The organism is Pseudomonas sp. 300 (genome assembly GCF_055803035.1).
Genome location: NZ_JAVLRV010000003.1, coordinates 658590 through 670757 on the forward strand (window position 1 = coordinate 658590; position 12168 = coordinate 670757).

A 12168-nucleotide genomic window follows, 5' to 3' on the forward strand; every position below is an offset into this window, starting at 1 on the left:
GTCCGTCAGATGCTACAGGTCGAGCACCAAAGGCTGCGAGCTCTGCGCCGGAATCGCACAACAAATCAGGACGTGTCCTTCATCCGGTACTTCCGCCGGCGGCTGTGGATAATTCACCTGGCCGCTGATCAGGCGAGTCTTGCAGGTCCCGCAGGAACCGCCGCGGCAACTGAACTCCGGGCGCAAGCCACGGCTTTCCGCCAACTCCAGCAAGCTGCCGCCATCGGGTTGCCAGCGGGCTTCTTTGGCAGAACGCTCGAACACCACCGGCACCGACGTGGTCGCGGCTGGCGGTTGCTCGATGACGACCGCGTCGGGGTCCGGCTGGCGACGCAAGGTCGATGGGCCGAAAGTTTCGGCGTGAATCCGCGAATCGCGAATATTCAGTTCCCGCAGGCCGTCGTACAGCGCCTGAGTAAAACTGCCCGGGCCACAGAGGACAAAATCCAGCTGATCGTAGTCTTCCACCTCAAGGAGGGTCTTGAGCAACGCGGTGTCGATCCGTCCGGTCTGGTCAAAGTCCTCGCCCTCTTGAGCATCGGCCTCCGGCTGACTGAGCAGACGCAGCACCCGCACGGCATCACCGGCGTCATCCAACAAACGATCCAGCTCGGAACGAAACGGTTGATCGGCCAGCGTGCGCGAACTCTGGAAAAACCATGTAGGCCGAATGCGCCGGGTGCGCAGGCCTTGATACACCACCTCGCGGACCATCGACAGCAAGGGCGTAATGCCTACACCGGCGGCCAATAACACCAGCGGTCGACGCTCATGGGGTGCCACGGTGAAGTGACCTTGCGGCGCGCGGGCCTCCAGCAGATCACCGACACGTACCTGCTCGTGCAGGTGCGAAGACACCAGCCCTTCGCGCTTCACGCTGATGCGGAAAAAGTCATCGGACGGCGCGCTCGACAGGCTGTAAGTGCGGATATGCACCTCACCGCCAAGGGTGAACCGCAGCGGCAAATGCTGCCCCGCTTGGAACAGCGGGAACCCGGCGCCATCGGCGGGCTCCAGATAGATCGAACGGATGTTGTGGCTTTCCGCTTCGATCCGCACCACCCGCAGCGGCCGCCAACGATCACCCAGCGCCTGGGCTTGCAGGCGTGCATTGGCCTGCTCCCAACTGCCCGTCAGCAAACTGGTGGGAGAGACACCGTCGAAGCGCCAGCGCAGACCCAATGCTGCGGGCCGACGCACTACCTGCTGCACCTCGAAGGTCCACAGACGCTCGGCGCCTTGAAAGGCCTCGACCTGCGGGCCTTCAAGGATGACTTCGGTGCGACCGCTGAGGTGCAGCAGGTCGCCCGAGTTGAAATCGATAAACAGCAAACCCGCCCGGGGATTGATCAGCAAGTTGCCCAAGGTATTGAAGAACAGGTTGCCGGCAAAGTCCGGGATGGTCAGACGATTACCTTCCACCTGTACGAAACCGGCCTGACCACCACGGTGTGAAACGTCCACCGAGCGCTGGCCGTCGACATCCACATAACTGGCAACGAAAAAGGTATCGGCGCCGCAGATCGTGGCTTTGGCCGCATCATCCAGACCGTTCAGGCGTTGCGCAATGCGCGTCGCCGGATCCGCCAGCGGCACCGTACGGAATTGTCGTAATTGAATGTATTGCGGGCAGTTGCCGAAGGACTGTTCGACCGTTACGCCAAAACCACTCGCCGTCACGGCACCGACGCGACCATTGAGGCGGTTGCGCCGCCGCGTGTGCAGTTCGATCCCCAACAAGCCGATCGCCGCGCCATCGCTCAATTGCGCCGGGTCATCCGCCCCCGGCAAGCTGTTGAATTGCAGCACACCCGGCTCTGGCGAGTGAGCGAAGCCCGGTTGGCCTTCAAGAATGCTCGCCCAAGGGTTACCGTCGACGTCCACCGCGCCGTACAGCATAAACGGCAGTTGCTCGTAGAATGTGCGGTGTTGGTCCGGCATCTCAGTGCGAACCACCCTACGACCCAACGCCTCCATTCGCTCGGCAACACCGACGTGTGCCTGCAACTGTTTTTCGCCCGCGTGCCAAGGTGAATGGTCCATTACGGCTTCTCCCCTGCGCGCCAGGCGCAGTGTGAGCGGCCCGACAATGTCGGGCCGCAAGTCTCAGGCATTTTTTTGCAGGCCGACGACGGTGCGCGGCATGCCGACAAAACCAGGCAAGGCTTCGATACGCGCCAACCAGGCTCGCACGTTGGCGTAGTCTTCAAGCGACACGTTGCCTTCCGGAGCGTGGGCGATGTAACTGTAAGCTGCCACGTCGGCAATGGTCGGTTCGCTGCCAACCAGATAAGGCGAAGCTGCCAGCTCCTGATCGATCTGCTTGAGCCAGATGTGAGAGTAAGCAATCACCTCTTCAGCGTTATAAGCCGCGCCGAATACAGTGATCAGCCTTGCTCTGGCCGGACCAAACGCGATGGGTCCAGCGGCAATCGACAACCAGCGTTGCACCTTGGCCGCGCCGACCGGATCGGCTGGCAGCCAGCGGCCGTTACCGTACTTTTGCGCCAGATAAACCAGAATCGCATTGGAATCACCCAGCACCACACCCTGATCGTCGATGGCTGGCACCTGCCCGAACGGGTTGATTGCCAGGTACGCCGGTTGTTTGTGCTCACCCTTGGCCAGATCTACAAAGATCAGCTCAGTGGGCAGTTGCAGCAGGGACAGCATCAGTTCCACACGATGAGCATGGCCAGAGCGTGGGAAGTTATAGAGTTTGATCGCTTGCATGGTCGACTCCGCTGGGTGGTGGTGCCGCTCAGGAAAGATCAGCACCGATGAGCGCTATCTTCCACCCGCAACCAAAACAACAGAATAACCAGCAAACGCAATCAATTATTTCAGCCAGCGCAATAAACCGTCAGCCCTGCAAGGCCGGGTGTTCTCGCAAGGCTTTCACGGTGAAGTCCACGAAACTGCGAATCCGCGCAGGGGCGTTGCGCCCACCCTGATACACCACATGGATGGGCAGCGGCGGCAGCTCGAAGTCAGCCAATACGATTTCCAGCTCTGAGGACGCTACTTTGCTTGCGACCTGATAAGACAGGACGCGGGTGAATCCCAACCCAAGGCACGCTGCATTAATCGCGGCCTGATTCGCTGTCACCACCAATCGTGATTCAGCCCGTACGCTAATGGGCTGGCCCGCATCCTGAAAAGGCCAGCTTTTCAGCTGACCGATAGCGGACGTTGAAATAACCGGTGCACGCGCCAGATCCTGAGGATGCACGGGCCTGCCCTGCGTCTCTAGAAATGGTGGAGAAGCGCAAATCACCCGTCGCACTTCACCGACGCGGATCGCGTGTTGGTTGCTGTCGGGCAACTCACCGATGCGCACGGCCACATCAATCCCCTCCTCGACCATGCTGACCACTCGATCGACCAACACCCCATTGATGCAGACTTCGGGAAACTGCTTCAGATAACTCACCATCACCGGAGTCACGAACAACTCGCCAAACAACACCGGCGCGGTGATCGTCAGTTGCCCACGAGGTTCGGCGTGACTGCCCGCAGCCGAATCCTCAGCTTCCTGCACCTCGGCAAGAATTCTCCGACAGTCTTCGAGATACCGCTGACCCGCCTCGCTCAAATGCACGCTGCGGGTAGTGCGCGTCAGCAGCAACGTGCCAATGCGTTTTTCCAGCGCGGCCACGGCACGAGTGACACTGGCCGCCGACATCCCCAAACGTCGCGCCGCCGCCGAGAAGCCTTGCTCCTGGGCAACGGCGGCGAAGACCTGCATTTCCTGGAATCGGTCCACCGGGCAAGTTCTCCATTCAGATAAAAATCGCAACCGTCAGGCTGCGATTTTGAGCGCGACGTCGAAAACGACCTAGTCTGACATGACCGGGAAACAGTGAGGTCTTGGTCATGGCAAAGGACAAGAAGCGGGCACAAAAGCCGCAAATGGCGGACAGCCCGAAAATGAGTAACAAAGACTACCTGAAAGCGCTACGCGAGCTGCACGTCGAAACCGTCAAGCTGCAGGAATGGGTGCGGAACAAGGGCATCAAGGTGTGCATCGTTTTTGAGGGGCGCGACGGTGCTGGCAAGGGCGGAACCATCAAGGCGCTGACCGAGCGGGTGAGTCCGCGCATCTTCCGGGTGATTGCGCTGAGTGCACCTACCGAACGCGAGAAAAGTCAGATGTACGTGCAGCGCTACTTGCCGCATCTGCCGGCGGCTGGCGAAGTAGTGATCTTCGATCGCAGTTGGTACAACCGTGCGGGCGTTGAACGCGTGATGGGGTTCTGCACCAAAGACCAGGTCACCCGTTTCCTGAAATCGATCCCCTCGGTGGAACGCGCAATCGTCGATTCCGGAGTGATCCTGATCAAGTACTGGCTGGAAGTCAGCCAAGAGGAGCAGACACGCCGGCTTCAGGCTCGCATCAAGGATGGACGTAAAATCTGGAAGCTCACCGGCATGGACCTCAAGTCCTACAGCCGCTGGTATGACTACTCACGCGCCCGTGACGACATGTTCAAGATGACCGACACCGACCATGCGCCGTGGTTGGTGGCCAACTCGAATGACAAGCGACGGGCTCGCCTGAACATCATCACCGACCTGCTCAGCCGCATTCCCTATGAAGAGGTTCCGAGGGAGGCTGTAAAGTTGCCCAAACGCCAGAAGCCGGGCGGCTATCGAGAGCCGAATTATCCGCTGAGATTGATACCGGAAAAATTCTGAGCTGAATGTAAAAGGGGCAAGGTCCTGTCAATAACAGGAACCTTGCCCCCTTGGTTACCAACAACATAGTTTGACACAGCCCCTCTCGTAAATCGGGGCCTGTAGGATGATCCGGGATCCACACGACAGCAACATAGACTGACACAGACGGGTCGCACTTCAAATACGGGGCTCGATTGGTAACAACATAGATTGACACAACAGCGAGAGCGTTCATTCAGGCCGAAATATTATGTGAGCGCGACCGGTCACTCACCTGTGCGGAAATAGTCTTTTTTCAGCACAGGCTCAGTGCGATGTCTAAATCCGTGTGCAACCTTCGACCAGTCCCCATCAGCACATAAACTGTGTTTTTTGTTCGAAATAAGCAGTCATGGGTGAAGGAAACACCCAGCGTTGTTCGGACCCAATCACCAGGCGGGAAGCGGCCTTTACTGTCTTGGATAACGGTCAAAGCGTAAACGAGAGCAGGAATTAGCTGTCTATCCGTAATGGCTTTTCGCTGACGTGTTGGAATGTCGAGATCCAATATTGCCCAATCAGCAACAAGACAATAGGCATGGGAAGGAAAATGCAGACTGGCGAGGGCCACAGCATCTGAGGTGGTGAGTTGGCACCCATCTATTTTCTCACCCGCAGAAAGCACTGAGACAAAATCTGCCAGATTCATCTGTACCTCCGGCCGATCAAAAAAACGATTCGAACGAGAAGCATCAATCAGCTTAGCTCCCATCGACACACGAGGTTCCGATGCCGAAGACTGGGCCATTTCACAGCTGGTCCGTCTTCTCCCCTCATCCCACTGAACGGGATGATTTCTATCTAGCTGTCACCGGATAAAGTGGGTTTTCGCCAGTACCCAGCTATGCCATTGCCGTGCGTGAACCCTACCTAGCGGTAGGTGCCGATGTGGGTGAAACCTAGTGCTTCATGGATGCCCGTGCATGTCGTATTCGGCAAGGCGACGCCGGTATAGGCGCATGAAATCCATGTTACTCAAGGAGCGGTAGAAGCCGTTTGGCTGCGGCTGAATCAAAATGACATGCCCTCAGACACTTGAATCAGCATTTCTTCGACTAGATGTGTGCCAAAGGTTGTAGTGACCATCGCCGATGGGCTTTCTCCCAAAAAACGGGCTTTGGGTTTGGAAAGCCATTGTTTGGCCTTCCCTTTGTCACCGAAGATCACCTCGGCCATGGCGGTAATATGTGCAAACCGGAACAGGCGATCGCTCTCATGCAACGTTAAAAGCTGATTGGCTGACAGTTTTGTTTTGAGCGTTTTGGGTTGAATGATTCTGTCGCGTTCTTCGTCGCTGAGGGTTCCATCATCACAAAGCATTTTGATCAGGCTGACCGAGAAGCCAGCTACTATCATGTCGTGAATGTCCAGATCCGAAGCATTGACAGAGATATGAAGAAGCGTCTCCAGACGCATGCGGTAAGCATGATAGACATCCTGACGCAGGACGCCAGCAAACATGGGCCGCACTGATGTTGCGTTGCACACGGGCGTCAGGACTAATGTGCCATTCACTACCGTTAGCTCCAGGTCGTCCCCAACACCTAACCTCATTTGGTCAAGCAACTCTTGAGGCAGATCAATGATGATGTCGCCAGTACCGTCCTCAGTTTTCTGGCATTTTACTATCCAGCGCTCAGTTTCACTCATGATCGTCCGGCCCTCATCCGCCATCAGAGAATGACACACATCATTATGCTTGGGCCCAGAGCTGACCAAAGGAACGCGCAATCCGCTGGTAGACAGGCACTGCCGCTGCTCGAACGCCGGATAGCGAGTGAAACAGCAAAAAATGGGGCAATGGCTATACCTGCCTTTCCACCTTCACATGGCTAAGAGCCTGAGCGTGATCAGGTAACTACACGAAAGGATATGACATGCACCCTGATGAGCTTTATGTTTCCGTCGACGTCGAGACTTCTGGGCCTATACCAGGCGAATACAGTCTGCTTTCCATTGGAGCTTGTCTTGTAGCCCAACCTGTAACGTCCATCTATCTTGAACTACGACCTGACAGTCCAAAACACGACCCGGAAGCACTGGCAGTATCGGGGCTGAGTCTGGAGAAGCTGGAGCGCGAGGGCCTCGCTCCGCAACAGGCGATGCTGACATTTGATCAATGGCTGAAATCGTCCTGCCAACCGGGGCAAAAGGTCATTTTCGTAGGACTCAATGCACCGTTTGACTGGTCATTCGTCAATTACTACTTCCACAAATACCTGGAAACCAACCCCTTTGGTTTTACCGCTATCGACATGAAGGCCTACTTTATGGGCGCTGTAGGTTGCAGCTGGCAGGAAACAAAATCATCCAAAATGACCGCTGCGCTGAAGCCACTCAGCGAACCGAACCATAACGCATTGGATGATGCCCGCTTTCAGGCAGAGCTCTTCGCACTAATGCTAGCGGGTAAAGGTAAACGCTGACCTACCTTCCACCGCACTGACTCGAAGCTCATCTGATACAGGTTGCCTCAACATATCTGCCGTCCCTGAACGACCACGCCTTGATACCTTCTGGTTTTTCGGACTTGCCGACAATAACGGCTATTGGGTGCGGCAGATCCTGCGTGTAACGTGCAGCAAATTTGGAGAAACTTCCGATGTCTGCCGGAGAGATCACCGGAACGGATTGGGGATGCGTATGCCAATAGCCCACCAGACGTAACCCTTGTTCGTTGGCAGCCTGGATTTCCTGACGGCACCGCTCCGCATCCAACTCTAGCCAAGACCAGCCTGACCGATCGGCGCGATGAGGCAACGTGGCCAAGGCCAGCAGCAACCCTTTCGGATCAACCGGGTTGACAAATAACTGTCCCCCTCGCTCCACGCCAAAAAGGCCCTGCCGATGACTATCCAAGATGTCCGCGACAGCTTGGGACACCAATAGCTCGGAATTCACCTCCGGCCATCGCCAGCGCCATGCGATATCCGTCATACCGTTTCGTCCTTATCTTCCGGCCATCCGCGCTCGAGTAAGATTTGCTGCGCTCCCTCTGGCAGTTTGGGACCATGGTATTGGCCTCCTAGGCTCAGAACATCTTCAGGCCTGTAGATACTGCTGACCCAAGATGCAGTGGCGATGTTGCCGGTCAATGCGCGTAAGGCCGTGTGCGACACCATAGAGGCGATATTGGTCATTCCCAGCGAGCCGCCTGGGATAAAGCTCTCGCCACACGCGGGCAGTGGAACAACACCGCCTCCCGGCCACTCTGTAAATCTATGCAGAAAATCGCCGACGTCCGTGAACAACTGACGGCCATCAAAGGTGCCGGCTGGTGCGAATAGCGCATGGCCTACCTGGGTATACGGTTCGCTCCAGGCTTGTAAAAGCCCCCAAGGAGCGCCGCTTGATTTGGCTCGCCATACAGTGACCTCCGACTGCCAGTCTGCTGTCGTGATCACCACCAGATCTGCGTTATCAAACACTTCTGGTTTGCTGCTCATCACCACTTCGGCAAAAGTCGCATAAGCGGTGCATTCTGTCGTCGGAAGATCTAACAGAATCTTGTCCCTCAACGCGGAGGCTTTCAGTCTACCTAGGCTATCCGCTCCCAGAACGTGCCTCCCCAGATTGGCTGACACCAAAGTGTCAGGATCGATGAGGGTAAGGTGGCCGACACCGGATCGTGCCAATTGTATTGCCACCGCACTGCCTAACGAGCCAACGCCAACACAAACGACTCGAGCATTTTCAAGGTGCTGTGCAGTACCGCTTATATCGCGGGACAGAATGGACGCTCGATCAAGCACGTCCAGGGCAGTTGCTCGGACGAGCGCCGGAGGATGTGCATTTGCGATAGCTGGCCGACGGCGCGCTGTACGCAAGCCAAACTTTGCCCCCCGCTCCTGCTGTACGCCGAGCGAGCGCACATTGAGGCAATATGTTGGAGCATCTGCCCCTCCTGGAAGCTCCAGAACAATCCATCGACTCGCCAACGTTCCATGCAGCTCAAACCATGCCAGCAATTGCTCGGCATCGTCTGGTTGAAGGTGTGGCGTGAGCCACAGCAATAAATCTTCCGGATCCGGGGTGCGGATATCCGGATAAGTCTGAAGCTTGACGTAAAAACCGGGAGTTTCGGCCGCGCGAATGACAGCGGAGCGCCCGACAACCCGTCGGTAATGCCCTTTGAGTGCAGCTACGTTCGATGCTAACCAAACCGTTTCCTGACCGGATGGCATAACCCGGCGCGGATCGCTGAGAGCAAACAACTGCGAGGCGGCCTGAGGGCGATCCAACAGTAAGAGGTTCTGGAATGACTGACCGTGCTGAAAAGACCAGTAGGTAGTGATCTCATTCTGAAATTCGATATCGCGCGTTGCCTGGTTTGATCCCATCTTGGACAACGAAACGATCTGGGCCAAGCGAGCAAGGCTGTCCTCTACCACGACCTCCGGGGAGCCCATAATGGGGCGCTCCTGAAAGCCATGAAGGCAAAGCCCCGACTTGGTGGCATGCGGCCAAACCAGCCATGGAGAGGGTTCGACGTTCAGCCGCAAGAGTCCACGGGGAAAGTTGGAGGGGAAACCTATACGCAGTCGGCGCTCCTGCCCCGTGTAATCGGTGGGCAAGGGGAAGTGAAAGCACGCCGCTTCGTCAGCCCGCGTGGGTGCGGGCTGGAGCAATGCATCGGCAGCATCCTGACCTAGGGTGTTTCGCAGTGCGGCGATTCCGCGCTGCAATGGCGTCTTAATAGGATCAGCCAAGGCGTCCAACTGGCTTTACGCTCGACTGAGAGGTTCCGCCACCGCTGGCCCCTCCGAAGAGCGAACCCATCGAAGCAGAGTTTCGAGTAGTGCCATCCGGTCGGCCGGGCATCGTCCAGTTCGCAGGGATCTCATTGTTCACTGCCGTAATGAATGCCGGTGCAATACCGAAATTCTTTTTCACTGCCTCGGCAAAGGAATCGTTGGATTCAAAACTTTCCAAACCCAATGAAACAGATGCACTGGCGTCCGCATGCCATTTGGCAAATGCTTGGCGATAGCCTTGCCCCTCGCCCGGTCGATTCCACTTCTCTGCAAAGTTTTCGCCGTTATCGGCAGGGTTGCAGACAAAGCAATCGTTACCTCTATGCGCGATGTGCTGCGGCATTCTGCGGACGATTTCCAAAATTGCATCGAGCGGAGCCAAAGGCTTGGACTGCGATTCCCTCACGACATCCAGGTATGCGTGAGTGGCCAGGGTGGTGATGACCGCAGATATGGGGCGAGTATCAGAGCTCCTTGTGTTGATGGCCCATTCATCGCGATGCCGCTTGAGCAGCTTTATGGTCGCACGCAGGGGATCTTGATCGATGTAATCCTGATAATGCGGCAATGGATCTTGTGTCGCGGCATCGAGCATCCGCTGGCTTTTGGCAACTACCAAGCTTTCCAGAGAGATTTCCTGGGCAGAAGCAACCTGTAACCAATTCGAGTAAGGGATAGGGCTGCTTGCTTTCCACCCTGTGACCCGATCCGGAACCTCCAGCTTACCTTCGCCGTTTGCTTCGCCATTTCCGTTGATCGCGCGGGCAGGCGTGACATCGATGTGGAAACCTGGATTTTCGTCGGCATAAACGATCCGGATGCCACGACGTAATTGCTTAACTTCTTCTTGAACGCGGGAGCCTTCCCTAAAACGCTGCTCAATCGCTTCTAGAACTTCCTTTGCACCAGCGCCCTGAGCGTGAGGAAGCCAAATAATTGCGTCCGCATCAATGGTGTCAAGATCCGCAGGCGCGCCGGGGATTGGCTTGATGGTCGTTTTCAGCCGCATCGAGCCTTGAACGAAAATATGGGCTTCAGCGAGCAGCGGGTTGTCGGAAGCCGAGAGGATTTTTTCCAGTTGGGAGTAGCGGTCATTGATTTTTTCGTACTGCGCTTCCGACAGCGAGATTTCCCGCGCGGCGCGAAGCAGAAAATATTCCCAACTGCTGCGCTTGGTCTGTTCGTTGCTCAAAAGCATTACATAGCCTCCTGGGCCACGGGACCCAATTGCAGTGTTTGCGTAAACCGATCTTGGTTTTCTTTGTCCCGATCGAAGATCAGGTATGTATGTTGATGCTGTGTTGTGAGCAACGCGCCAAACTCGATGGCCAATGCCGCAGGAATGGCGGCGAAGACGTGGATAGGGTCAGGAGTCAGAGCCTCAAGCTGGCTCAGTCGTATTTGAAGTGCGTCGCGAAAGGCATGAATCACCCGACGGTTCTGTACCATCGCGTAGCTTGGTTCTGGGATCGACAGCTCTGCAATACGTGCACCGGGTAGAGCGTCGGTCACGTCGCGAACTGGAACTTGCGCAGAAATGGAGAGCACCAACGCCAGTGGGCCATCGCCGTTGGGTGGAGGCGTAAACAAAAAACTAGGCGGCTCAGCAGACTGATCGGGCCAGCGCAAAAGATGCTCGCGGTGAAAAGAGAAGATCAAGCGTTTGGAACGGTCGCCGATACTCTGGCCCAACATCATCAAGGCCGGAATGTCGGCCAAGCCGACTACTGCTAGCGCGGGCGAATCGCCATAAGTGCCGCCGCGACGCTTGAGTTGCTGCTCCAGCTCATACTGGACGCTGTCTTTGACGTTCTGCCAATAGGTAGTGTCCCTGCCACGTGGTCCGGGTGCAGCGAAGGCGATTTTGATGCCTTGATCGAAGGCGGTTAATCCCTCGGCGGACATCGCAGTCAACAGATCGCGAACGGGGATATCGTTGATCGTCTGAAAATGCTGACTCTGGACGATGAGAGGAATGGCTCTGCCACCATCGGGGGTCGTTGCGGCGAGTCGGATGCGTTCCAGGTACGCTTGGTGTAAACCACTCAAATCATTTTCAGGATACCCATCTGCGTCACGATCAATTTTGTCATGACAACCTGGGCACAGAAGCATCAGATTAGCGGTATCGTTTGTGTGCGCCTCAGCATCATGATCCGCGCGTCCCCGAGGGCCTTTGGGACTGGCGGGCAGGATATGCGCCACTTCGCCCCATTTCATTGGCTTGCCGGCACGATAATCGAACGTCAGATCCGTGCCGCACAGTTCACAATGACCAGCGGTCTGTGTCCATACGATCCGCTTCGTCTCATCATTTGTGTTGAAGCGCCCGCTTGCGGGCTTAGCGTCTTCTTGTTCTGCCATTCCGACCTACCCCCGAGAAACATCCATGATTGAAAACGATGATGGCAAGATAAGATCATATTAGGGTCATTTGCCTCGATTTCAAGAGAGATCTAAGGGTGACGAATGCTGAGTCGGCTATAAGCAGGATGCTGTTTGTGGCTCATCGAAACGGAGTGGTCGCAGCGTTCGTTTTTCTGGCAAGTGCTGGTGGGTAATGGCACTGACCACAGCGTATGTATCGAAATTAGCGAGTATATGCAAAAGACATAAACTTGCTAATTTCGATACATACCGCGCGTAGGACTGATGAAAACGGGCTGTGCAGCTCAAACGAGGCTGCAAGCGCAGC

General features: G+C 56.2%; 11 protein-coding genes. 2 read left to right on the forward strand and 9 right to left on the reverse strand.

Annotation, left to right across the window (positions count from 1 at the left end):
• Window positions 1-12 precede the first annotated feature (12 nt).
• The 3 genes from Q7W83_RS28420 to Q7W83_RS28430 all read right to left on the reverse strand — a co-directional run bounded on the left by Q7W83_RS28420 (window position 13) and on the right by Q7W83_RS28430 (window position 3766).
• Window positions 13-2043 carry a 2Fe-2S iron-sulfur cluster-binding protein gene (locus Q7W83_RS28420; protein ID WP_150630627.1) on the reverse strand — a complete coding sequence of 677 codons (2031 nt, stop codon included), beginning with the start codon at window positions 2041-2043 and terminating at the stop codon, window positions 13-15.
• 63 nt (window positions 2044-2106) lie between these two features.
• Complete coding sequence (locus Q7W83_RS28425; RefSeq protein ID WP_150630628.1) at window positions 2107-2733, reverse strand: glutathione S-transferase family protein; 627 nt, start codon at window positions 2731-2733, stop codon at window positions 2107-2109.
• Window positions 2734-2863: 130 nt separating this feature from the next.
• Window positions 2864-3766, reverse strand: a complete 903-nt coding sequence (locus Q7W83_RS28430) for a LysR family transcriptional regulator (RefSeq protein ID WP_150630629.1) — start codon at window positions 3764-3766, stop codon at window positions 2864-2866.
• A 110-nt stretch (window positions 3767-3876) separates the two neighbouring features.
• Here Q7W83_RS28430 and ppk2 point away from each other — a divergent pair, with 110 nt between their 5' ends.
• Window positions 3877-4698, forward strand: coding sequence for a polyphosphate kinase 2 (gene ppk2, locus Q7W83_RS28435; RefSeq protein WP_458376867.1), 822 nt, complete (start codon window positions 3877-3879; stop codon window positions 4696-4698).
• Between the two features lie 277 nt (window positions 4699-4975).
• Here the strand turns inward: ppk2 and Q7W83_RS28440 are convergent, their stop codons facing one another.
• Together Q7W83_RS28440 and Q7W83_RS28445 are read right to left on the reverse strand one after the other, a co-directional pair.
• Window positions 4976-5368, reverse strand: coding sequence for a DUF6957 family protein (locus tag Q7W83_RS28440; protein WP_074059250.1), 393 nt, complete (start codon window positions 5366-5368; stop codon window positions 4976-4978).
• Between the two features lie 362 nt (window positions 5369-5730).
• Entirely contained in the window at window positions 5731-6369 is a 639-nt protein-coding gene (locus tag Q7W83_RS28445) for an antitoxin Xre/MbcA/ParS toxin-binding domain-containing protein (protein ID WP_228758830.1), read from the reverse strand.
• Between the two features lie 227 nt (window positions 6370-6596).
• Between Q7W83_RS28445 and Q7W83_RS28450 the strand changes: the two genes are divergently transcribed.
• Complete coding sequence (locus Q7W83_RS28450) at window positions 6597-7145, forward strand: 3'-5' exonuclease (protein ID WP_017341626.1); 549 nt, start codon at window positions 6597-6599, stop codon at window positions 7143-7145.
• 28 nt (window positions 7146-7173) lie between these two features.
• Here Q7W83_RS28450 and Q7W83_RS28455 read toward each other — a convergent pair whose 3' ends face one another.
• From Q7W83_RS28455 to Q7W83_RS28470, 4 genes are read right to left on the reverse strand one after another with little or no spacing between them, the layout of a single operon-like run.
• Entirely contained in the window at window positions 7174-7656 is a 483-nt protein-coding gene (locus Q7W83_RS28455; protein WP_017341627.1) for a Mov34/MPN/PAD-1 family protein, read from the reverse strand.
• Complete coding sequence (locus Q7W83_RS28460; protein ID WP_031319187.1) at window positions 7653-9437, reverse strand: HesA/MoeB/ThiF family protein; 1785 nt, start codon at window positions 9435-9437, stop codon at window positions 7653-7655. The genes Q7W83_RS28455 and Q7W83_RS28460 overlap by 4 nt, the downstream gene beginning before the upstream one ends.
• Window positions 9421-10671 (reverse strand): nucleotidyltransferase domain-containing protein, encoded by a 1251-nt coding sequence (locus tag Q7W83_RS28465; RefSeq protein WP_017341629.1) that lies wholly within the window; start codon window positions 10669-10671, stop codon window positions 9421-9423. Before Q7W83_RS28465 ends, Q7W83_RS28460 begins: the two co-directional genes overlap by 17 nt.
• On the reverse strand, window positions 10671-11837 hold the full coding sequence (locus Q7W83_RS28470) for an SAVED domain-containing protein (RefSeq protein WP_019821280.1): 1167 nt from the start codon (window positions 11835-11837) through the stop codon (window positions 10671-10673). Before Q7W83_RS28470 ends, Q7W83_RS28465 begins: the two co-directional genes overlap by 1 nt.
• Window positions 11838-12168: the final 331 nt, after the last annotated feature.

Coding starts and splice junctions, on each gene's coding strand:
- Q7W83_RS28420 (WP_150630627.1), bottom strand. CDS start 2,043: ATGGACCATTCACCTTGGCACGCGGGCGAAAAACAGTTGCAGGCACAC.
- Q7W83_RS28425 (WP_150630628.1), bottom strand. CDS start 2,733: ATGCAAGCGATCAAACTCTATAACTTCCCACGCTCTGGCCATGCTCAT.
- ppk2 (WP_458376867.1), top strand. CDS start 3,877: ATGGCAAAGGACAAGAAGCGGGCACAAAAGCCGCAAATGGCGGACAGC.
- Q7W83_RS28440 (WP_074059250.1), bottom strand. CDS start 5,368: ATGAATCTGGCAGATTTTGTCTCAGTGCTTTCTGCGGGTGAGAAAATA.
- Q7W83_RS28445 (WP_228758830.1), bottom strand. CDS start 6,369: ATGAGTGAAACTGAGCGCTGGATAGTAAAATGCCAGAAAACTGAGGAC.
- Q7W83_RS28450 (WP_017341626.1), top strand. CDS start 6,597: ATGCACCCTGATGAGCTTTATGTTTCCGTCGACGTCGAGACTTCTGGG.
- Q7W83_RS28455 (WP_017341627.1), bottom strand. CDS start 7,656: ATGACGGATATCGCATGGCGCTGGCGATGGCCGGAGGTGAATTCCGAG.
- Q7W83_RS28465 (WP_017341629.1), bottom strand. CDS start 10,671: ATGCTTTTGAGCAACGAACAGACCAAGCGCAGCAGTTGGGAATATTTT.
- Q7W83_RS28470 (WP_019821280.1), bottom strand. CDS start 11,837: ATGGCAGAACAAGAAGACGCTAAGCCCGCAAGCGGGCGCTTCAACACA.